The sequence below is a fragment of the Pantoea sp. FN0307 genome (assembly GCF_050113815.1).
GTDB classification, from domain to species: Bacteria; Pseudomonadota; Gammaproteobacteria; order Enterobacterales; family Enterobacteriaceae; genus Mixta; species Mixta alhagi.
The window spans coordinates 1,520,382-1,541,892 of the sequence record NZ_JBNJSO010000001.1; the positions used below are offsets into that span (position 1 = coordinate 1,520,382).

At 49.0% G+C, this 21,511-nt stretch carries 21 protein-coding genes, 3 pseudogenes and 1 other annotated feature; of the genes and pseudogenes, 9 read left to right on the forward strand and 15 right to left on the reverse strand.

What is annotated here, in order from left to right:
• Positions 1–155: 155 nt before the first annotated feature.
• A complete protein-coding gene (locus tag ACQE3Z_RS07195) occupies positions 156–731 on the forward strand; it encodes a TetR/AcrR family transcriptional regulator (protein ID WP_426973082.1) in 576 nt (191 codons plus the stop codon).
• A 53-nt stretch (positions 732–784) separates the two neighbouring features.
• Positions 785–1,261: a DUF1348 family protein gene (locus tag ACQE3Z_RS07200; protein WP_426972948.1), complete on the forward strand. Its 477-nt coding sequence runs from the start codon at positions 785–787 to the stop codon at positions 1,259–1,261.
• Between the two features lie 200 nt (positions 1,262–1,461).
• On the opposite strand, the gene ACQE3Z_RS07205 is transcribed toward ACQE3Z_RS07200, so the two are convergent.
• The 4 genes from ACQE3Z_RS07205 to ACQE3Z_RS07220 all read right to left on the reverse strand — a co-directional run bounded on the left by ACQE3Z_RS07205 (position 1,462) and on the right by ACQE3Z_RS07220 (position 5,513).
• Positions 1,462–2,724, reverse strand: a complete 1,263-nt coding sequence (locus ACQE3Z_RS07205) for an amino acid permease (RefSeq protein ID WP_426973083.1) — start codon at positions 2,722–2,724, stop codon at positions 1,462–1,464.
• Between the two features lie 9 nt (positions 2,725–2,733).
• Positions 2,734–3,132 carry a branched-chain amino acid transport system II carrier protein gene (locus ACQE3Z_RS07210; protein WP_426972949.1) on the reverse strand — a complete coding sequence of 133 codons (399 nt, stop codon included), beginning with the start codon at positions 3,130–3,132 and terminating at the stop codon, positions 2,734–2,736.
• Positions 3,133–3,888: 756 nt separating this feature from the next.
• The gene (locus ACQE3Z_RS07215) at positions 3,889–4,200 is read right to left on the reverse strand and encodes a hypothetical protein (RefSeq protein WP_426972950.1); all 312 of its coding nucleotides are present in this window, start codon (positions 4,198–4,200) and stop codon (positions 3,889–3,891) included.
• A gap of 99 nt (positions 4,201–4,299) precedes the next feature.
• Positions 4,300–5,513 (reverse strand): IS3 family transposase gene (locus tag ACQE3Z_RS07220; RefSeq protein WP_426972951.1). Its coding sequence is split into 2 segments (ribosomal slippage): positions 4,300–5,225 and positions 5,225–5,513, totalling 1,215 coding nucleotides; the frame shifts between segments, so codons are not numbered across the junction.
• Positions 5,116–5,232 (reverse strand) — a sequence feature (AL1L pseudoknot). It overlaps the preceding gene by 117 nt.
• Positions 5,514–5,622: 109 nt before the next feature.
• Between ACQE3Z_RS07220 and ACQE3Z_RS07225 the strand changes: the two are divergent.
• Positions 5,623–6,141 (forward strand): annotated as a pseudogene (locus ACQE3Z_RS07225) (GrpB family protein).
• A 126-nt stretch (positions 6,142–6,267) separates the two neighbouring features.
• On the opposite strand, the pseudogene ACQE3Z_RS07230 reads toward ACQE3Z_RS07225, so the two are convergent.
• Positions 6,268–6,363: pseudogene (locus ACQE3Z_RS07230) on the reverse strand (DinB family protein); the annotation flags it as partial.
• Positions 6,364–6,559: 196 nt separating this feature from the next.
• Here ACQE3Z_RS07230 and ACQE3Z_RS07235 point away from each other — a divergent pair.
• Positions 6,560–7,321 carry a hypothetical protein gene (locus ACQE3Z_RS07235; RefSeq protein ID WP_426973085.1) on the forward strand — a complete coding sequence of 254 codons (762 nt, stop codon included), beginning with the start codon at positions 6,560–6,562 and terminating at the stop codon, positions 7,319–7,321.
• A 696-nt stretch (positions 7,322–8,017) separates the two neighbouring features.
• Here ACQE3Z_RS07235 and ACQE3Z_RS07240 read toward each other — a convergent pair.
• Both ACQE3Z_RS07240 and ACQE3Z_RS07245 read right to left on the reverse strand, forming a co-directional pair.
• Positions 8,018–8,413 (reverse strand): hypothetical protein, encoded by a 396-nt coding sequence (locus ACQE3Z_RS07240; RefSeq protein ID WP_426972953.1) that lies wholly within the window; start codon positions 8,411–8,413, stop codon positions 8,018–8,020.
• 7 nt (positions 8,414–8,420) lie between these two features.
• A complete protein-coding gene (locus ACQE3Z_RS07245) occupies positions 8,421–8,882 on the reverse strand; it encodes a hypothetical protein (RefSeq protein ID WP_426972955.1) in 462 nt (153 codons plus the stop codon).
• A 447-nt stretch (positions 8,883–9,329) separates the two neighbouring features.
• On the opposite strand from ACQE3Z_RS07245, the gene ACQE3Z_RS07250 reads away from it, so the two are divergent.
• Together ACQE3Z_RS07250 and ACQE3Z_RS07255 are read left to right on the forward strand one after the other, a co-directional pair.
• The gene (locus ACQE3Z_RS07250; RefSeq protein ID WP_426972957.1) at positions 9,330–10,646 is read left to right on the forward strand and encodes a hypothetical protein; all 1,317 of its coding nucleotides are present in this window, start codon (positions 9,330–9,332) and stop codon (positions 10,644–10,646) included.
• Complete coding sequence (locus ACQE3Z_RS07255) at positions 10,643–11,281, forward strand: LysE family transporter (RefSeq protein ID WP_426972959.1); 639 nt, start codon at positions 10,643–10,645, stop codon at positions 11,279–11,281. The genes ACQE3Z_RS07250 and ACQE3Z_RS07255 overlap by 4 nt, the downstream gene beginning before the upstream one ends.
• On the opposite strand, the gene ACQE3Z_RS07260 is transcribed toward ACQE3Z_RS07255, so the two are convergent.
• Positions 11,252–12,070 carry an AraC family transcriptional regulator gene (locus tag ACQE3Z_RS07260; RefSeq protein ID WP_426973086.1) on the reverse strand — a complete coding sequence of 273 codons (819 nt, stop codon included), beginning with the start codon at positions 12,068–12,070 and terminating at the stop codon, positions 11,252–11,254. The genes ACQE3Z_RS07255 and ACQE3Z_RS07260 overlap by 30 nt on opposite strands.
• Before the next feature lie 171 nt (positions 12,071–12,241).
• Here ACQE3Z_RS07260 and ACQE3Z_RS07265 point away from each other — a divergent pair, with 171 nt between their 5' ends.
• Positions 12,242–12,670, forward strand: a complete 429-nt coding sequence (locus ACQE3Z_RS07265) for a primase-like DNA-binding domain-containing protein (protein WP_426972961.1) — start codon at positions 12,242–12,244, stop codon at positions 12,668–12,670.
• Positions 12,671–13,020: 350 nt separating this feature from the next.
• Here ACQE3Z_RS07265 and ACQE3Z_RS07270 read toward each other — a convergent pair whose 3' ends face one another.
• Positions 13,021–14,148, reverse strand: a complete 1,128-nt coding sequence (locus ACQE3Z_RS07270; RefSeq protein ID WP_426972962.1) for an FAD-dependent monooxygenase — start codon at positions 14,146–14,148, stop codon at positions 13,021–13,023.
• Positions 14,149–14,248: 100 nt separating this feature from the next.
• Here ACQE3Z_RS07270 and ACQE3Z_RS07275 point away from each other — a divergent pair, with 100 nt between their 5' ends.
• Positions 14,249–15,157: a LysR family transcriptional regulator gene (locus ACQE3Z_RS07275; protein ID WP_250652424.1), complete on the forward strand. Its 909-nt coding sequence runs from the start codon at positions 14,249–14,251 to the stop codon at positions 15,155–15,157.
• 264 nt (positions 15,158–15,421) lie between these two features.
• Here the strand turns inward: ACQE3Z_RS07275 and ACQE3Z_RS07280 are convergent, their stop codons facing one another.
• The 3 genes from ACQE3Z_RS07280 to ACQE3Z_RS07290 form a co-directional block, all read right to left on the reverse strand.
• Positions 15,422–15,718 (reverse strand): chorismate mutase, encoded by a 297-nt coding sequence (locus ACQE3Z_RS07280; protein WP_426972963.1) that lies wholly within the window; start codon positions 15,716–15,718, stop codon positions 15,422–15,424.
• Positions 15,719–15,920: 202 nt separating this feature from the next.
• Positions 15,921–16,832: an alpha/beta fold hydrolase gene (locus ACQE3Z_RS07285; protein WP_426972964.1), complete on the reverse strand. Its 912-nt coding sequence runs from the start codon at positions 16,830–16,832 to the stop codon at positions 15,921–15,923.
• Positions 16,833–17,036: 204 nt separating this feature from the next.
• A complete protein-coding gene (locus ACQE3Z_RS07290) occupies positions 17,037–17,486 on the reverse strand; it encodes a hypothetical protein (protein ID WP_426972966.1) in 450 nt (149 codons plus the stop codon).
• A 102-nt stretch (positions 17,487–17,588) separates the two neighbouring features.
• On the opposite strand from ACQE3Z_RS07290, the pseudogene ACQE3Z_RS07295 reads away from it, so the two are divergent.
• Positions 17,589–18,463 (forward strand): annotated as a pseudogene (locus ACQE3Z_RS07295) (integrase core domain-containing protein).
• Here ACQE3Z_RS07295 and ACQE3Z_RS07300 read toward each other — a convergent pair.
• From ACQE3Z_RS07300 to ACQE3Z_RS07310, 3 genes are all read right to left on the reverse strand, one after another.
• Positions 18,443–19,366 carry an NAD(P)/FAD-dependent oxidoreductase gene (locus tag ACQE3Z_RS07300; protein ID WP_426972968.1) on the reverse strand — a complete coding sequence of 308 codons (924 nt, stop codon included), beginning with the start codon at positions 19,364–19,366 and terminating at the stop codon, positions 18,443–18,445. The pseudogene ACQE3Z_RS07295 and the gene ACQE3Z_RS07300 overlap by 21 nt on opposite strands.
• Positions 19,367–19,629: 263 nt before the next feature.
• Complete coding sequence (locus ACQE3Z_RS07305; RefSeq protein ID WP_426972969.1) at positions 19,630–20,025, reverse strand: DUF4440 domain-containing protein; 396 nt, start codon at positions 20,023–20,025, stop codon at positions 19,630–19,632.
• Positions 20,022–21,401: an MFS transporter gene (locus ACQE3Z_RS07310; protein ID WP_426972971.1), complete on the reverse strand. Its 1,380-nt coding sequence runs from the start codon at positions 21,399–21,401 to the stop codon at positions 20,022–20,024. Before ACQE3Z_RS07310 ends, ACQE3Z_RS07305 begins: the two co-directional genes overlap by 4 nt.
• Between the last annotated feature and the right edge of the window lie 110 nt (positions 21,402–21,511).

Genomic DNA, 21,511 nt, shown 5'->3' on the forward strand with positions numbered 1-21,511 from the left:
CGGCACGGGGAAACAGCCGTTTGAGGGTGACAGAAATGCGCGTCAGGCTGCGTGAACCAGAGCGCTTTCACATTTGGAAAACATTGCCTGCGTTCTCTGAAAATGTGCTTACCCTGTTGCTTGACAGGGTAGAACGATCGTTCTACCATCGCCTCATGAACAAAAAAACAACCGACACCCGGGAAAAAATCCTGGAAACCGCAGAGCGGCTTATTTATCAGAACGGCATTCATGCCACCGGCATGGACCTTCTGGTCAGGACCTCTGGCGTGGCCAGAAAAAGTATCTATCGCTACTTCGCAACCAAGGATGATGTGGCCGCTGCCGCGTTAAATGCGCGTGATGAGCGCTGGATGCAATGGTTCATAATGGAATGTAATAAAGGCACGTCCCCTCAGGAACGTATCCTGAATATGTTCACTGTACTCAAAGGCTGGTTTGAGTCAGATGGCTTTCGTGGCTGCGCCTTTATCAACACCGCCGGAGAAGTTGGTGATCCTGACGATCCCGTGCGGCAGATAGCAAAGCTTCATAAGCAAAAGCTGCTGGATTATACGCTTGAACTCACCCGTCAACTGAACATTGAGCAACCGTTAGCCCTGGCAAGACAGCTACTGATCCTCACAGAAGGCGCCATCACCATGTCGCATGTAATGGGCGATGCCAGCGCCGCCGACAGCGCAAGAGACGTGGCGCAGCTGCTGCTGAAGCAGGCCTCTCACCCGGCCTGAGCGTCGAAAATACTGACTCTACTGATATATCCTGATCGCCTGGAGGCGCTACCATGTCCGAAAAACAGATTCGCCCGCCCCTTCCTCCCTTCACTCGCGAAACGGCGATTGAAAAGGTACGGCTCGCTGAGGATGGCTGGAACAGCCGCGATGCTGAAAAGGTATCGCTGGCTTATACGCTGGATACTCAATGGCGTAACCGAGCCGAGTTTGTTACTCATCGTGAAGAAGCCAAAAGTTTCCTGATCCGTAAATGGAAAAAGGAGCTGGAGTATCGCCTGATCAAGGAATTATGGGCGTTTACTGATAACCGCATCGCCGTACGGTATGCCTATGAATGGCATGATGAATCGGGTAACTGGTTCCGCTCTTATGGCAATGAAAACTGGGAGTTTGAAGCAGATGGCCTGATGCACCGCCGCTTCGCCTGTATCAACGATATGCCAATCGATGAGAGCGAGCGCAAGTTCCACTGGCCGCTGGGACGTCGTCCGGATGATCATCCGGGGCTGTCGGAGCTGGGCCTCTAGCCTGTTCCATTTTTTCCGGCAGGCTTATCACTCTCACTTAGCCAAAGGCTTTTTTCAAAGTCGAAATTAACGATATATGTTTAACGCAGACAGTGGACTGCCCCTCCGCTGTCTGCGTTGTGCCAGAAGCAGGCATGTTGGTCAAATAAATCACCTATCGGACCTGAATATTCTTAGCGTTATTCTGCCATCGTCACTTATTAAATAATCGACCAGAGCAGTGCAGACAGCGTTGCCACTCCACCCAGCATGACCAGAAATACCGTCACGCCGCGTAGCTGCGCCAGCGCAGTGCGGGTGTAAATAAGGTACACGGGGATCAGGAACAGGATCACCGCAATCAGTGGCCCACAAAGAGTTTCAATCAGGTTGAGCACATCCGGATTGGCGTAAACGATGCTAAAGGTCAGCAGAAACAGCACCAGAGAGGCCACGCGCTTGTTGGTAGTGGTCTTTTTGCCGGATACGCTGGCGGCCAGCTGGCCGCACATCTCTGCGACCGACAAACCTACCCCCAGAAAGGATTTCGTCATACCGATGATAGCGATGAACGGGGCGACGTAATAAATCAGGCTGAAACCACCGTTCCCCTTCATCACAGACAACACGTTCAGGTTCTCCGCCTTCGCCCGCACAAAGCTGCTATGCGGGATACTCAGCACGCAACTCAGCACGAAAAAGATGATGCTGGTGAAGATAGCCATATAAGCCACCCGGATCACGAACAACGCCTTGCTCTCACCCTCGGCTTTTCTTTCCCTGTAGTAAGAGGTCAGCGGGGACACCATCGGCGCACAGCAGAAAGAGAAGGTAATGAGCGGCAGCGTCACCCAGATACCTTTCAGGATCATCGGCATCGGCGTGGCCTTCACCTCGGTGAACGTGCTGGTCAGGTTTGACAGATGCCAGTCCGGGACAAGTGATACGGCGATCAGCAGTACAGATACAGCGAACGGCAGCGCCAGCGCACTCATGGTGGCCACCACCCTGTCGCGCCCCTTGCTCAGCACCACATACAGTGCAGCGACCACGATAAACGACAGCGGCCCACGGCTGATCACTGTAATGTGCATATGTTCTACCAGGAAGTTATCCAGCGCATTAACCAGCGCCACTCCGTAAACCAGCGTTACCGGGAAGAACGTCACGCAGTAGAACAGTGTGATCAGCTTTTCACCGCGTCCGCTGAAGAAGGAGCCAAAGATCGGCAGCTTGCCGTCTGCGATCTGCTCCTCACGCATGTATACACGACACAGGAGCAGATGCGGTATCAGGGATAACGGCAGGCCCAGCAGCAACATCACCAGGAAGATGACCGGGCCGCGTGTGCCAATTTCCACAGGCAGAAACAACGTTCCCGCCCCGACCGCTGTACCATACAGGCCCAGCGTCCAGATGTTGTCCTGCCAGCGCCAGCTGCGGCGCGTTGTGATGTTGCCTGTGGTAGTTATTGCTGTATTCATCATGGTTTATCACGCTGTTAGTTGGAGGCGACGATTACTTTTCTTGAGGTTTTGTCTTTTAGCAGTAGTAGTAGCGCCACAAGCGCGGTCGGCAGGATCCAGCCCAGTGATACGCTGGCGAGCGGCAGCGTATCCAGCAGGGTGACAGTAAAGCCCAGGGGTTTGAATACGGCGGTGTAGGTGCTGAACGCGATGCTTACCCATACCGGTAACGCGATCGTATGGGACGGCCAGCATCGGAAGAAGCACACCGGAAATATTGAACCCGATCGAAGAAATCAAATAATATTCGCTGGTCATCTTGCCAACAATTGGCGGATAGATAATGTTACCTGCACCGAGGAACAGCGCCAGGGTCATGAAGCTCAGAGCTATCACGTCGCTGGTGGGAAGGAATTGCTTTCGCATACCGTAAACCTTGTCAGTATGCCTGCAGGCAATTATCATCATTTAATGACGATACTTTAACAGGCGGTTAATTAAAAAAGGCATATGTTAAATCAACGAATAAATAACGTCTGACTTTCCCTGCCTGCACGCCTGTTAATTAAAAATAAATACCTTACTAATTAATTACCATAAGTAACCGTTATTCTGAAGGATATACTTATTCGATCATTTTATAGCGTGTATTAACAGGTATGCTTACACGGCATTAAAAAACCAGACTGAAAACATTCCGGTAACCATCCAGTATTTTTTGCCGCGCGTCGTGACATGTCACCGCCCTTTTATTTATGACAAAACAACAACATGCAGTGTTTTAAACCTCTTGCCATATGAAGTGCGAAAGGCTTTATGACGGGCGACGCGTATGGAGCCGGAAGAGGCTGTCAGAGGAATGGTTATAATGCAGTCGGGATGCCCGGTAATATCTCAAAAATGCATTTAACATCGTAATGAGTCCCTGACCGCTTAAGAAATTATCAAGTTAACGAGTTCAGGTGCTATTTATTTGCCTGTGCCAACCCAGTGTTACTGAACTTATTTTGCAGGCTGAACGTCCGCTTTTCGCTCTTGCGGACCTTACACCCCTTCCAGTCCGCTCTGTGCCAAGAGCGGACCTTCACATCAACTGTAGGCACCCACACTGCTATGTAAAATATGAGTACTGGGCACCCCCAAAGGGGAAGACACCGCCTCATGGCATCAGCCCGCAAATTATTACAAAGGGGAGACCGTTTGGACGTTATGCTGGAAAACGTAAGGATCGGATAGCAACTGAAATTGCTCGTCATCCGGATAGGTAACTGCAATCTGGTACTGTTCGCCTGCGAATGCTTTTACTGCCTCAAGATCTTTCCAGTAAGTTGCCAGGAAGAAATGCTCCCATTCACCCTGCGTCTCTCTTCGTACATATGCCCCCATATTTCCCGGTGTCCTCTCTGAATGTTCAACACCGGTTTTTTGCAAATGGTTTGCAAAGCCTTCTGCATGCCTGACTGGTACGCATCCGTGCCATGTTCTTACAATCATGTTTCTACCCATATGTTCTGGAAAGGTTTTAAACATAACATAGTGTGGAAGGAGGTGTGAACCGCCCCGGTTTTCCGGGAGAGTGTTTTGTCTGTGAACTCAGGCTGCCAGAACCGGGTTCACGATTGATGCATAATACGCTTTTTCCGCTTCAGCCGGGGGGATATGACCGAGCCGCTCCATCAGCCTGCGATTGTTGTACCAGTCCACCCATGCCAGTGTAGCCAGCTCCACTTCCTGCCGGGTTTTCCAGCTTTTTCTATGTATCACCTCCGCCTTGTACAGACCGTTGATGCTTTCTGCCATCGCATTGTCGTAAGAGTCGCCTGTGCTGCCTGTTGAGGCCAGTAACTCCGCTTCCTGCAGCCGTTGCGTGTATGCCAGCGAGACATACTGCGACCCCTTGTCACTGTGATGGATAGTACCGCAAGGGCGACGCGCCCACAGCGCCTGTTCCAGCGCATCCAGCACGAACGTTGTCTCCATCGACAATGACACCCGCCAGCCAACGATCGTGCCGGCGAACACATCGATGATGAACGCCACATACGCGAAGCCCTGCCAGGTGCTCGCGTAGGTAAAATCAGCCACCCAAAGCTGATTGGGACGTTCTGCCACGAACTGGCGGTTGACCCGGTCATGTGCGGCACCAGTCTTACGGCTGACGGTGGTGCGCACTTTTTTGCCACGGAGCACACCGGTAAGCCCCATGCTCTTCATCAGCCGCGCGATCGTGCATCTGGCCACGCTGAAGCCTTCCCGCTGCAACTGGCGCCAGACCTTGCGAACGCCATAGACGCTGTAGTTTTCGTCGTATACGCGTTGTATCTCCTGTTTAAGCAGGTCATCACGTCGGTCACGCTGACTGCGTTTTTCCGGATGCTGATGGTGGCCCTGGTACCGGTAGTATGTCGACGGGGCGATATTCAGCTCATGGCATACCGGTCCGACCCCGTATTCACCGCGCAGGGTGTCCAGCAGTGGCATTATTTTTTCCAGAGGCGGTCGAACTCCGCCTTCGCAAAATAAGCAGAGGCCTGGCGCAGGATATCGTTGCTGCGCCGCAGTTCACGGACTTCACGTTCCAGTTCTTTCAGCCGCTGACGTTCGGTGGTGGTGAGTCCGCCATCGCCGCCACCGGCATCGCGCTCCTGCCGGCGTATCCAGGCTCTGAGCGTCTCGGGGGAACACCCAATCTTTTGAGCAACGGAACAGATAGCTGCCCACTGCGAGCTGTATTCATGCTGGCTTTGAAAAACCAGACGGGTGGCACGCTGACGCATCTCGGGGGAAAACTGATTATTTTTTGTCATCCTGTTACCTCTCTCTCAAGGAGTTTAGTCTCCAGGAAACCCGGGGCGGTTCAGTGTGATTCGTAAACGAAAGCGAATGTTAAATGCTCAGAGCCAGGAAGAGGTGTATATGCGAACGATTATTGTTGTGCCATACGATGATAAATGGCCTGAGATGTTTGAAGCTGAAAGTTTACTGATAAAGACATTGCTCGGTGGAGTGGCTAAAAGTATCCATCATATTGGCAGTACATCTGTGCGGGGGCTCTCAGCAAAGCCCGTAATTGACATACTGCTGGAAGTCTCCGACATCAATGAACTGGATAGATACAACTCTGCAATGACCCGCGCCGGGTATGTTGCTCGCGGAGAGAACGGGATTTCGGGGCGTAGATATTTCATTAAGGGCGGTGATCAGCGTAGTCATCAAGTGCATGCTTTTGCTGTTGGAGATATGTAGGTAGTAAGACATCTTGCTTTCCGTGATTACCTAAGAAAAAACAGAGCCATTGCTGGGAAGTATGCTGAGATAAAACTCTCGGCAGCATTACTCAGTAAAAACGATGTTCATCGCTATAGCGCGCTTAAAGCGAACTTTATAGAGCATCATCTACGACTGGCGCTGAATGCCCAGGAACGTTCGAGATAGATTTCGTTGCCGGGGTGTTATGTTCGATGTAATGGACATACTCAAACGCCATGAGCTACACGTCTGCTTTTTGCTCAAAGCGGCCATCGAAGCCGCTAGATAGGTAATTAGCAGAAGAACTACCTGTCAGTGATTATGACCCCTCAGAAAAACTGTCAGCACATCTTTCGGAGGAACACCTCCGCACTCAGAAATTAACCAGCCTACTGCCCCACGGTGGTAATTACAAAGTCTGAATTTCTGCTCTTCGCTCATAGCTAACCTTGCGCCCGCGTAAAACAGTTTTTTGCCAATAGCGGACCTGGCCTGCACACATGTCCGCTTTGTGCCAGGAGCAGACATTTCATTAATCGCATTGCCTGAAGTTTAGTAAGATGCCAAAAGAAACTTCATCATGAAATTAGCTAAAGGGAAAATTATGGAAGCGCTGATCAAAACGTATATAGAAATCCTTAAAAGTCTTAATACTCAATCGTTTGCACTCATGGAAGATAAATATTCAGGTGTATTTCTTCCTGTTCCCTCTGAAGAGTACTGGCGCTCACCGGTAAAAATCATGTTGGTTGGGCGTGAAACGGCGGGATGGAATACCGGAAATCATAAAAATAAAATTGCCCGGGTTCTGGGCCTGATGCCCGATATTACTGTCGAACAGGTAGTTGAAGAAGCGGTAACTCGCTACAAAGAGCATCAGGATAAGTGGACTCCTAATACGAAATCACGAAGCCGTTTTACGCAGTATCATTTCTTGCTGGCGCGGAAGCTGGAATTACCCCCTAAGGCGATAGTGTATGCAAATTTATTTGCATGGGATTATGACCGAGAGAGCCCACTGCTCCGCCCTGAAAACGAACTTCAGGAAATAGCGTCTGTTTCATTAAGACTTTTGGCAACCCAGATAGGGCATTTAAAACCTGATTTTGTGATATTTGCATGTGGTTCACGAACCGACCGTTTTATAAAGTGTTTATCGAATGAATATTTGGGTGGCTCTAAAACTTTATCAGTCACTCCTAAAAAATTATGGAAGTTTGAGTCAGGGAATGCGACCTGTTTCAGGATTGCTCATCCCAGAGCAACCTATGGGCATCAGGAGTTCAGGGCTGAGGTGATCGAACAGATTAAACAAGCGGTTGTACGCTTATCCTGTCATCAGAAGCAACTTTGCGAGTCTGAATGAGCTTAGAAAACTGGAAAGCAGTCAGTCCTCATTTCTAATCCCGACATTTCATACCCGCTACAGGTAAATGTAAGCATTTCGCTCATGGCAGATATTGGCTTATGCGTTCGCTTTGTGCCAGAAGTTATCTGCTTTTTGCACAAAGCGAACCTGGCTTCACCCATGTCCGCTTTGTGCCAGAAGCAGTCAGTGCACAGAGCGATACCAGAGTCGCTTTTCTAGGCTGCTTAGATGATTTTTGCTAGTCAGCTACTTAATTCACTGAATAGGACCATAAATCGAAGCCACCTCCTCTTTATGTATGTGCCATCTGTCTGCAATTTCAGTTAGCTCAGGATTTGAAGCCATTACTGCTTTTGCTGCGGGAAACAACTTTACGTAGGAAAATATAAAGTGAGAAATCACCATGCACAATATTTGACGCGCAGCTCCCGCCAGCATGGCTTGTTTATTAATACTTCTTGCATCTCTAATTTGTAGGGCGCTTATAAAGCTTGCATGAGAATGACCGCTTAAGTGATTGTAAATATCACTGAAGTAACGTTGGTGAATGTCAGTCTTTTTAGTAATGGTGTGCCAGCCTCCCTTAGGCTTCCAATTTCCATTCTTAATTTCCTTTTTTTCTTCGCGGTTACTTTTTTGATAGTGCGGGTTGCAAACTATATCATTATAAAGTTCTTTTATAGACTCATCTTCTCATAAGAGAACATTTTTGCTCTCTAATGTATTTGCAAATAAGTTGCTTCTATCCATAAGCCCGGCTCGACACCAAAGCTTATATCGATAAATAGATAAGCTTTCATCTTGATTAACAAATATATAGTTAAAGGCCAAGTACGATTCAATGGCAGCTCTTACGACGACTGCCACTGAGGAGTGATCGATATGGGAAACGACCTGCCCTACGCCAAATTCAAAGCCAATTCCCGCGCTAATCTGTTGAGCTGTTGCGATGTGCCTAAAAATTTTCACGCTCAAAACTTGAGCATCATTTTTCCATTCTTCTCCAGGAAGCAGCTGCTCACCATTTCTGGATTCTATTAAAAGAAAACATAAGTTCATAAGTTTGGAAAGGTCGGCGTCAAAGTTCATAAGTCACCTAAATTGGTAAATAAGATTTATTTCTGCATAATAAGTGGCCAAGTTCATTTACAATCGTAGCATCGCCCTTGCGAATGGAATCAACATGCGCATTGGCTGAGGAATCAATCTTTTTTCTTTCTTCTGCTACCGGGGTGTCTTGCAGGAGCAGAACGGAGTTGCGTCTTAAAAGCTCTGTTATCTTAAATACTACATTATCATTACGATCAATTATGACAATGGTGTCTTTGATTATGTTTTTGTATTCGTTTTCTATTTTATACTCAAAAAAAACAATATCCGATTTAAATATCCATTTTTGGGAGCCGAGTGCTAAGAAGCTGAACTTTTCACCTTCGATCTCCAAAAGGTGGGAATGTAGTGCTCCCGTATTACCGCCCCGGCTTGGAGGCCGAGGTGGTTCTTTCAGAAACATACCATACGAAGTGATTTTTTGGCTTTCTGCTCGAAACTTATCCATGAGGCTCCTCAACTTACTGTTGAATAACCAGCTTGCTGGCGAATGAAGATATACCATACGGGGTTGTGAAACAATTCCGGCATACCGACCACAGCTAGCTGATATCAATTGGCCGGAATCAGTCGTTTAACCAGCTTCTAACCATAGATTGTTTAGACTGAGCCGGTAGACGATCCTGCCCTATAGTTCAACTTCGAAATGTCATTTCTGACATCGAGTTGATGTCCACTTCTCGCTCATAGCGGACACTGGCCTGCGTATCGGTCTGCTCTGTGCCAGAAACGGACGTTGCCCTAACCGAACTCTGTTGATTTATGCGTTGCAGGGCAATGAAACGAAGTAGTCGGTTATGGTTTTGAAGTGAACCGTTCTTTCCGGCCCCATCGCGCAATTCCTTCCAATACCGATTACAGATGCAATGGTTAAGTAGACTTCTCGTTACTGATAATGGAAGGGAATTTCATGTTTACGACACCGTTCTGGCCCGCTGCTGACTCATACCATATCCACATGATGGATATCCCTCTGCCTGACTCACTTTCGCCCGCAGCGCTGGACCTCATCCACCAGGCTACACGTCTTGCAGAGGCGGCCAGTCATATTCACCCGGTTTCCACTCGGACCGGGAGTTCGCTGCTTCAGTCTGTTGAAGAAAAGCTCAGCATTATCTGTTTCAAGCTTGCGCAGGAATTTGGCGATCCGGATACCTGCAAAGCGTTGCAGTTACGCGCAGAAATCCTCACTGACGCCAGCACAGCAAAAGAAATTCTCCCGCAGATAGCAGGACTCGATGAACAGGAGCTGGTGCAGGGAATAGGTTACATGTCGACATGGGTAGGTAAGTCCCGCACGCAGCATTATTCCGCCTGGTTTGGGTTACCCGATCGCGGACTGCAGGAGGTTTCGGATGTGGTGGATGAGCTCTTTCCGGACAACCTGTGCTGGCTGCAAAACCATATCGACCAGCGGCTGATTGCGCTACCTGGATGCCGATACAAAATTGTTGACCTGTTTGCCATTGCTGGCGAAGCTAACAGCTACCCAAAACATTTTGCCTATTTTTTTCCTGAAGATGAAGGCGTGAAATACGCCTCACAGAAGCGCACCATCGTGTTTGCAAATACCTATCTGAACCTGTTTGAATGCTTTGCCCGGTCCCAGGCTGCCCTGCTTGGCTGGCAGCATGACGCTATCCCGGACAGCGCTCTTTGTGCCCGCCACCTGATTGCCTGGTTCCGCGATCATGATCTGGGGCATTCCGTTGTTCTTGAAAAGATGATGTTTGGCCAGTTAAGTAAACAGGACAGATGGGGATCAATGGTTGTGCAGGAAGCACTGGCGGATGTTTTTGGGCTTTTGATGTGCCTGACAGAGCCTTCCCGACAGGCCCTGCAGCTGAATGAGACGTTGCAGTTAAAAATTTTCTTGCTGGAAATGCTGAGATATTTGCGCCGCGGCCCATGTGATTATCCTGATGCAGGGGCGGCCTATATACAGCTCAAGTGGCTAACTGAACACCGGTGTCTGAACTGGAGTGGGACGCATTATGCGGTGGACCTCAGCGCGGTGAAGCCTGCTCTGACGGCACTGGCAACAGCAATGACACACTCTGTATTGCAGGGTGATACAGAGGCAGCCCTGGCATTTCTGCAATGCTATTCACCTCATCATCAGCCTGAAGAGGCGGATCTGCTGCTGAACCGGCTGGGTAAAACTGTCGACATGATCGAGTACGACCAGAAGGTTAAAGGCTTTACGTTATGATCGAGTTTTCAAATGGTTTCCTACTGAGCCTTTCGCTGTGTCTTGATATCGGGATTGCCAATATCGCCATGATTACCCTTGCCATGCAACGCGGATATTTTCATGGTTTCTGGCTGGGAATAGGGACTTGTGTGGGTGACCTGGCATATGCATTACTGGCGCTGGCGGGAATGGCCGTACTGCTTCAGTATGAAGCCGTACGCTGGATATTGTGGATTGGCGGCGGCGCGATGCTTCTGTGGTTCGCCGGCAAAATGCTGATGGCCGCTTTCAGGAAGGCTTCGGAGCTTAACGTGAGCGAAACCCATCAGTATCGCCCGCTGCTGCGTGAATTTAGCCGGGGCGTGATGCTTGCCATGTCATCCCCCACGGCTATTCTGTGGTTTGCGACAGTGGGCGGTGCGCTGATATCCCGGATGGGCCAGCACAGCGTTACGGCAACGTCCTGGTTTCTGAGTGGCTTTTTCATTGCGGGAATGTTTTGGACCTGTGTCTTGTGCCTGGTTGGAAGTTTTGGAGGCAAACTGCTTGGTCAACGCCTGCTTAAATATTCCTATATAGCCTCAGCGATCATATTCAGCTATTTTGCGCTTTACGTGATTGTGTCAGGGTACCGGGAGTTTATGGTGACCTGATCTGACCTGCGAAGCATAGTGATGGGGTGTTGTTCCCATCACTTTGCGAAATGCATTAATGAAATGACTCTGATCGTAAAATCCCAGCATTATCGCCGCATCGAGAGGATGCACGTTTCTGCGAAGCAAGTCGCGGGCATGGTGCAGACGAAGCTGCATATGATACTGCAGAGGCGGCATACCCGTATGCCGGGTGAAGAAGCGAACAAGATGATATTTGCTCATCCCCGCCAGCTGCGCGAGCATCTCCAGCTGCGGTTTTACGCTGAGGTGCTCTCGCAAGTACTCGATAATAATATTGATTTTCTGTTCATCAGATCTCTGAAGTAGAGCTGACGTCTCAAGCAGCTCACCACAAAGTAAAATCAATTCCTGCTCCTCATCCATGCCCCGCTCCAGTCGGGCTGATGTTGCAAAACGGTACAGCGCGTCAAACAGGCGAGTGTTATTGATTATGCCTTCTCGCAGAACTGGGGTTTCATGAGCGCTATTGAGATTGTCCTCATCTGCAAGTATTTTTATCACTGTCTGGGGTATGTGCACACTGATGAATTCCACGGCTTGAGTATCAAAACGCGAAGCCTGAATAGTTCCCGGATTATATAAGGTAACCTGACCACTTTTAACATAGGCGGTTTTTCCTGCCAGCCAGATTTCCTCTACCCCCGTCAGGTTTGCACTGATGACATATTCATCATGAAGATGTTTCGGAAAGCCCGAATTACGGGCCCTGACCCGTGAGCACTCTATGCCATTCCGGCTAAACCACTCTGCAGACTCTAGTGACAACTTATCTGACCTTATGCAGCAATAGTGAATAGTTATTAATGAATGATAAAACCATTTACTGAACGTTTTTTCAACTGGTGGTTTTAGGGCGTCAGCGAATAAATTATCCTGTGGGTTCAATCTGACAGTGATCTTCTCACCCGCTTTGTTGACCAGCAGGAGGCTTGTCAGGTGCTGTCTGAACAGCAGACGTCTGAGGAGGCACTGGCCATCAAGCGCGAGTGCGATTCGCTGGTGGATTTCTGTGGTTACCTGACGGCTTCACAGCAGTGTGACGGCATGTTTATTGGTAACGCAGAAGTGATTCCTTTCAGCCCGCGTCGTAATCTCTATCACGCCTGCATGGCTTACATGCGGGCGAACGGGCTGAGCAAGCCGATATCTCTGACTCGCCTCGGCACAGTATGCCCGGAGCCATGGCTGAGTATGGTAAAGCGTATCTTCGCAAGAAAAGTACCAAGGGTCATAACGGAAAATCATATCGCACTCTGGAACCTGATCCGCAGCCGGACAATGAACAACGACATCTGCACCCGTGCGGTCATAAGGGATGATATGAAGGCGCCTGGGCTTGACGTTAAAACTTCAGTAGCTGGATAACAAAGTTTGAAACTAAAGGGCTAATTAAGGTTGATGGCGAAGTGATGACGCTAATGACCAGACGGCAAAGTGAGGGGTGAAGTGAGGAGAGTTCCTGAGCCCCTTGATATGACTGGGCTGAGATCGATTTTGAGAAAATCAGGTGAGGAGTATGTGAGGAGCAGCCGGGACAGCACACCGGCTGCAGGATTGCTAAATCTTAAGATGGCCTTACTGGTAATTCACAGAAGCTCATGCCAAGCGTCTACTTTGTGCCAAAAGCGGACATTCTTAGGTCAGCGTTTAACACTAACATCGCACCGATTAGTATTCTCCCGACATACAGTTATACCGCATCCTCATGACCTGTTTCAGAAGGCTACATGCTTTAAACCCTGCATCCAGAACCGGCTGAGTTCTGCTGCGGAATTAATGGATGCAGGCAACAGTGGCTCAGGCTGCTCAGAGAAAATTTTCTGCGCGAATTGTCTTCCAACCAACTGTGCTGCTGAGGTCTTAATATGTCTCTGTTGGTAGAAGCCTTGCAGAGCAATTTCCAGATCATCGCTCTCTTTCAGTAAGCGAGTAAGACTCCATGCATCTTCCAGCGCCTGACATGCACCCTGCCCAGATGTCGGCAAGGAAGCATGAGCCGCGTCTCCGATAAGTAAAACATTGTCTTTATGCCAAAAAGGAAGAGGATCAATGTCATGCACAAAAATTCCCCTCACAGATGCACTATCACATGACAGCAGCACATTCTGCACAGGATCAGGCCAGTCCCGAAAACGCCGATGCAACTCATCGCGCCAATGCGCCCGAGGAAGTTCATGGTCAACAGGAGCTTTCCACGCTCCTGCCCAATAGCACCACCCATCATTTACTGGGACGATTCCAAAACGCTCACTTTGACCACGAAAGTCATCAATAGTGTTGCTCAAGGTGCCCTCTCGTTGTCTTCCCACACCTATTACGTTCACAAAGCCATGATAACGAGGAGTGACTTTCTCCGCATACATTGCCTGACGGACGACTGAATTCATACGCCCGTCAGCTCCGACTACCAGATCAAACTCTTGGCTCAACTTCATCACGTCCGCTGCAGTGATTGAACAATTGAACTTGATCTCCCTACCCAGACTCTCTAACGCACCGGCCAGTAAGCTCATCAGCTCACGCCGTAAAACTGCCACACTGGGAAAACCGCAAAGTGAGTTCACTGCTAAAATATCGAACTCAGTCTGAAAAAGACCATGCTGATCAAACTGGCGCATCATGCATGGTGTACCACCCACTTGCATGGCCTTTTTGTCCAGCCCCATCTTCTGCATGACGAACATGGCATTGGGCCACAGCGTCACACCAGCTCCCATAGAAGACACATTGCTGCCACGCTCAAACAGGCTGACTTGATGGCCCTGTTTGGTTGCGAGGATTGCCAGTGCCATTCCAGCAACCCCGGCGCCTACGATGGCAATTTTCTTGGTTCTGGTCATCATTCCCTTCCTATTACGAAACTTAATGGGAATTGTAATGACCACCTGATTAGTGATAAATATGGAATTATAGTTTTGTTAATCTCATTTTTTGGGATAATTAATGATTGAAAAATTTGAAATACAGTGGCTGATCTGTTTTCAGGCTGTTTACGAAAAGTTGAGCTTTAAGCTCGCGGCAGAGCAGCTTCAGCTGCCATCGTCCAATGTCAGTCGACATATCACTTTACTTGAACAACAACTTCATGTGCGGCTGCTGGAGCGTACGACGCGTAAGATAATTCCAACCGCAGCCGGTAAACTGCTGTATCAATCCATTAAACCGCTCACGCACGCTTTGGATCATGCCCTGGAAGAAGTATCACTGTTTGGTGATTCACTATCAGGCCACCTGAAGATCATTACACCAGACCTTCCATTCATGGCAGACATTCTCGCTGACTTCTGCATTCGGCATCCACAAATACAGCTCAGTTGTGACACACAATTGGACCCAACAGAGGGACTACTGGATGGATTCGATCTGGTATTACGCTTTGGACGTGGGCCACTGGAGGATTCTTGCTGGGTCGCCAGAGAAATTCTGCGCTGGCCGAGCTGTGTGGTAGCCGCACCAGAACTTCTGGAACGTCACCCATCACCACAATCGGTTGATGAACTAACCAAAATCCCCTGTATTACTAGTATGTCGGTACTCCAGGGAATGCCCTGGAGATTTAAACAGAACCAAACCGTCCAGGTGCAGTCCAGCTACAAGGTGAACAGTGGACAGATGGCCAAGGCTGCAGCACTAAAAGGACTTGGTTTCGCCATCTTGCCTCTTCATGCCTGTGAATCAGAAATTAACAACGGCTCCCTTGTTAAAATTAACTGTAACCGCGAACCAGAAGATTTGGTGCTATATGCGCTGTATTCCGGCAGAAAATACTTACAGGTTAAAGTGAAGACTTTTCTGGAACACCTGCAATGGGCTATTGGCCATTTGGGTGTACATAGTGAGGACAGACCATAATCGGCTAAGCAATCCACTATTTTGGTCCAGGTGATAAGAAATGCCAGCAAAATGTTTTAAAGGCGAAGTTTTTTCGTATAGCTGCATTAAGCTGACTTACTTCCCTTTATTAAAAACCTCTCGATCTAAGTGTGCCGTCAGAACGTCCGCTTCCTGCTCAAAGCGGACTTTGGCCCGCATGTCAGTCCGCTTTGTGCCAAAAGCGGACCTCGGAAGATATTTATACTCAACTACTAATACTTCGATTTTTGATTTCGCGCGCTGTCAGGCTTTTTCCTGTTGCAATTTTTCATGTTGTTTAAGCTCATAGTCAATAAATGCATCAATCATGCTCCGGTAGATCTTTTCAATGATTACTTTCGGAAGTCCAATTTCCGCAGCTCTCTCACGCGCCTTACTGATGACCTGCTCTACGCGATCCGGAGCACGAACGGCGGTACTATCGGTTTTGAACGCAGCAGCGGCTTTAACACACCCCGCACGCTGAGCTATTAATTTAACCAGCTCACTATCGATTTGATCGATACGTTCTCTAACTTCGTCAATACTGGAAAAACACATAAAACGAACCCCTAGACTAGTACACGAGTTCTTGTAGGATACATTAAATTCTGACAGGTGCCATCTATAGAACTATGCCGTGGGTAGAGGTTTGAGAAAATGTCTACTAATTTACTGGGTTCGCTTTTCGCTCACAGGGGACAGCTCTAATCACATCTCCTGATTTAATGGAGAGTGAATATGCCAACATCCCCTGGAGCTTTTACTTATTTAAGAATGACTCAACCGCGCTGGAGAACCGTTCTGGCTGGTCGAGCATGACGAAGTGAAAGCTGTCATCGATCCGCGTGAAATGAATATCTGGTGCAGAGGCATAGGCTTGACGGTACATCGCATCCACGCCGGCGGCAGGCACTCCGAACAGGCCGTCATAGGCGTAGACGATCTCAATCGGCGCTTTAATGCGACCAAGCTCGGGACGCAAATCGGTAATCATCAATTCATACACGGCATCGGCAACGGTTTTACGATCGGAATTGATCCCCGCAGTCACCAAAGCTGGCCTCACCGCCTCGGTTTTGGCTAAGCGGGCTATGGATGTCTTCTGAGACGCTACCCTTTGCTCCGGCGACTGTGCCAGCAGCCAGTCTCGTGTAGCAGTGGCTTGCCGAACAGCTGTTTTGCTGGTCGCGGCAGGGTCAATCATCAACGTATAGAACGGCAAGGCATCGGCGATCATCAGGCGACCAACCTGGTCGGGATGACGGGCACCCAGCATCAGGGCAATTTCCCCTCCGAGAGAATGACCAATAATCGCCGGTGCGTTGATGTGATGGGTGCGGATGTATTCAGCGATGGCATCAACTGCCGGTGCGATGACCTTTCCCTCTGGGTTGGAAATGGCAGGTGTGCTGGCAAAGCCCGCCAGTTCTACCAGATGAATGCGGTGGTGCTTACGTAAATCTGCTGCTAAATCGGCCCAGACTTCGCGAGGCGAGGCCAGCCCCGGAATCAATATCACATCCGGTCCCGAGCCTTGCGTCTGTACAGAGATACGCTGTGAGTTTGGATGTTCTGAAACTATAGACGTTGACTGAGCTGCGGACGCCGAGACGCAGAGTGACATCAGTAAAAGCGTTGCTCCGATCATGGCACAGATATTTGCGGTATGCATCAGACCTCCCAGTTTAAGCTAAGCGCTAAGCGGTATGAGAGTAACAGGCGCCGCGCTCGACCGCGAGTCGCCAATGCATTTGCACAACAGCCAGCCACCGACAACAAGGTCCGCTTTTGCTCAAAACGGATATTGCGCCCAAGTCATTCCGCTTTGTGCCAAAAGCGGACTGTAGGAAAATCACTGTGCTTTGCATTTAAGTGATCAGGTAACAGACGAAATAAAGGTTTCTGGAGATTGAATGAATTTAAGAATTGCATTCATTGAGCGCTTATCCAGATTCTTTAGTTCACTCAAATGATCCTCCTTACCAGTGAGAAGTGGTAAAGCATGTAGTTCTGCTAACTCAGCCATAGATGCGTAATAAGGGTCGCTGGCACCTGCCCAAAGCAGTGTTGGGATACTATAAGGAAAAAAGCTTTCCTCCTTTCCCAGGTACTTCCTTAGCTCATCGAAAAAATATCTCACACTTTTTTCATCGTCTGTCGAAAGCGAGGTGGTAAGTTCTGGCGCTACGCATCTCGCATAAGACATAAATACATCAAAACTAAGCTTACCTTCAGGCGTATCTGGAAGCCCACTTTTGAAGTCCCACCCGCCCAGCACAACGGAATTAAACCGTTCTGGAAAGCGATTTAGCAGGCCCAAAGCCACCCAGGCTCCAGCGGAGTAACCGATGACATACTGACCTGCTCCCCGTTGATTAATACACCCCGATGTTAGTAATGTCTTCATAAGCCACATGAGGACATCCCCATGAAGAAGCGTTTTTCCGACGAACAGATCATCAGTATCCTCCGCGAGGCTGAAGCCGAGGTTTCTGCCCGGGAACTCTGCCGTAAGCATGCTATTTCAGACGCTACTTTCTACACCTGGCGCAAGAAGTTTGGCGGCATGGAAGTCCCTGAGGTAAAGCGGCTTAAGTCACTTGAAGAGGAGAACGCCCGCCTTAAGAAGCTGCTCGCCGAAGCCATGCTGGATAAGGAGGCGCTTCAGGTGGCTCTGGGTCGAAAGTTGTGACGACAGACCAGAAGCGGGAAGCCGTGGAAGTCATGTGTGAGGTCGCCGGTCTGTCGCAACGTCGTGCCTGCAGGCTTACAGGTTCGTCCCTGTCGACCTGCCGCTATGACGCCCGGCGTCCGGCTGCTGATACATATTTATCAAGGCGTATCACTGAGCTGGCGCTTGAACGCAGACGTTTTGGTTACCGGCGCATCTGGCAGTTACTGCACCGGGAGGGCCTTCACGTCAATCACAAGCGGGTATACCGTATTGTGGACAGCATCGCGCTGTTTCGTGGTTATCCGGCGACGATAAGAACCGATCAGGGGCCAGGATTTACCTGCCGCGCACTGGATCAATGGGCCTTTGAGCATGGCGTGGAACTGCGGCTTATTCAGCCGGGCAAGCCGACGCAGAATGCGTTTATCGAGCGTCTTAACCGGACATACCGGACAGAGATACTGGATTTTTATCTGTTCAGAACCCTGAATGAAGCGCGGGAAATTACTGAGCGCTGACTGGCTGAATATAACAACGAGCGGCCTCATGAATCCCTGAACAACCTGACGCCAGAAGAGTACCGGCTGATGGCCGAAAACCCGGAAGTCTCAAAAAGTGCGTGGAACTAAAACAGGTGTGCTTACACGTTCATGTAACTTTTCAGAGCTCATATTATCCGTCAGGGTTTCAATACCTGCAGGTACCAAACGTTGGTCATCTTCCAGCCCGTTAACAACCAGCTGCATAATTTCAATAAATGCAGCCCGGTAAACCGGTTGAAAACCACCTGATCCGATACCAAGCGAACCGAATAACGCAAAATCATCAGGCTTTTGCCACAACTCACCACCCGGTGGGTTTGCAGAGGTAAAGATTTTGACGAGAGCAGAGTAAAAACAATTATCGCCAAAGATGTCGAGATACTGCTGCCATGACTCCTTAGCATCAGCAAGTCGGCCTTCTTTCAAAGCCTGCGTTATCGAAACAGGAGCCTGAAGTTGCTTTCCTTCAACAGTGACGCCTTCCTTTAAAAAGCATCTCCAGCCGCGGTCTACACGTGAAAATAGCGACGGAGGCGCCATTCCAGCTAACCACTTGTGCGCCTCGCCTTGAAAATGAATTTCGGTATCAACAATACCCGGTTCTGGAAAGACAGAGGCCGTATCAATATTAAACTCATTTAAATAATGAAATAATCCCACTTCACTAGGAGGAAAACGCATTGCCCCCATCTCTGCGATATATTCAGGCATGTTTGCATCAAAACGCTGGCTAAGCAGGCGCCCTCCATTCCTGATAGGATTCGCTTCGAAAAGCGTGACATTTTCAACTCCAGCTTTCAGAAGCTCACGCGCTGCGACCATACCGCTCAAACCTGCCCCCACAATCGCAACGCGTTCATGACAAACGTGTTGAAAATGTCCAATGCCACCCTTTAATTTCGCGTTTGCAAGAAAGGAACTGTAATCAAAGAGCGTGTCGATGAAGGGAAACGCATGATCCTGGCTGAAACAGCCCGCTTCAGTAGTCATTTTTAGTCCGGCATGTTGCACATAATGGTTATTAATATGATTTTCAGAGTGCGCAAATAATGAAGTAATTCAAGGGATATTTGATTGTCTGTTATACGGGTTCATTTTGTTATTGTGAAAATGAATGCGGTTTAAACAAACTGCAAAGAAATGCCATCTATACCCAAAAAATACTTTCAATTATGGACACGCACCGTTTATTCATACTCGCGTGTGTGAGAGGGCATCCTCTCACACGTCAGAAGACACGACGAAAAACGTTGTCAAGGCTGGGGTAACGATGTCTCGTGCAAATGGCGCCAAGACACCTCACCATCATGATTTAACTCGAACACAACAGTTGAAAAACGGAGCGTGGGGCCTTGCTCTGGAAGTTTCTGCAACTCTTTATAAACTACAGTTGCACCCTTTTCGCTCTCAGTAACGACCTGCATATCGCTGATATCAATCTCTAAACCCGGGCGTGCGCCGCGCTGAGTGCGGAAAAATGCGTTTAATGTAGTGAAGTCCAGCAAAGCACCGCCAGGTGTAACCATCGAATATTCAGGACTAAAACGCGCTAAAAGATTTTCACAAACCTCATCATTGGCATCTTTATTACCTAACCAGCTTCGAATCAATACATGAGCGTCTAGGACTTCCTTAAAATAACGATTCATTTTTGCTCCTTATTAAGCGTAAAGATCACTTGCTCATTTGCAATGCGAAAACAACACAGGACAGGAATGACAGCACTGCATGCTGCCAGCACAAAGCAAAGGCGATAAGACTGTTCAATGGGCATACCTGTATTAGCAATCAGGTTAAACAGGAGGCTGACCAGCGTAACACCCAGACAAAAACTGAGCTGGCGATTGATATTCCACAGTGCACTGGCATCAGCAAGTTCACGATCGGCGATTTGAATAAAAGCAGAACTTTGAGCGGTGCTGCTACACAAGCTGCCACCAAATCCCATTAATGCGAAAGCCAGTACACAAACAATGGCATCCGCTGTCTGGCCTGTCAGCGCCAGCATGCTAATACCCATGGCCTGAACCAGGCATCCAGTGATAAATAGCGGGCGTGGCCCCCAGCGGTTGAATTTCTTACCCGTCAAACTGATGGCAGCAAAGGAAGCCAGTGACCATGGCAGCATGAGCGCGCCAACAAAGCTTGCATGCATACCCAATTGGTTTTGTAGATAAAGCATGGTGATCATACTGACGCCGGTGAACACACCCGGGATGAACTGATAAATCAGCATGGCTGTTTGTAACAGTGGATCCTTTACCAGATGCAGGTTAATCAGTGGGCGGCTTTTTCTGAGAGCGTTCCTGACATAGCCGGCCAGTGCAAAGACACCAATAATCAGCATCATCGCTCCCTGGTTAAGTCGGCCTGTTTCGCCCAGATATGTCAACCCGAGGAGGATCAGTGTGAGCGTTGCACAACCGCTGATCAAACCCACGATATCCAAAGGGTCCGATGACTTCGCCGGGCGGTCAGCTTTCAGCCAGCAACCCGCAAGCACAAATGCGACTATCGCCAGTGGCAGGCTTACAAGAAATACCCAGCGCCAGCTGAGGCTTTCTACCAACACGCCTCCAATAGCTGGCGACAATGCGGGCGCCAGTAATGCAACTAACATAACAACTGAGGATAACTTCGCGCGCTCATTGCTCTTGTACAACGCATAGGTCATTGTCTGCCCGACAGGGATCAATAACCCACCTCCGATGCCCTGCATCCAACGCCACGCGATGAGCTGTTCAACCGATGTTGATGCACCCACACCGCAGGTGCCAGCGATAAAAATAAGCAAGGAGAGCATGAACAGGCGTTTGGCACCCATACGTCTTGCCAGCCAGCTGCTTAGCGGTATAACTAACGTCAGGCCCAGAATATAGCCATTACTTATCCATGCCAGCTGGCTGACAGGTGCATCAAAATGTCGGCCTATCTCAGGATAGGCAACATTGGCGATAAACATATTAACCAGATCGATAAAGAATCCCAGCAAATACACACTGGCAACGCGCACTCGATAAGTCATTTTTTTCTCGGGAAAGACAGCATGAGACGCGCAGTATATGGTGACAGATAATCAGGATAAATTCACTGTACGTTGTTACACTGTCAAAAAAAATTTGACAATAAACTTTG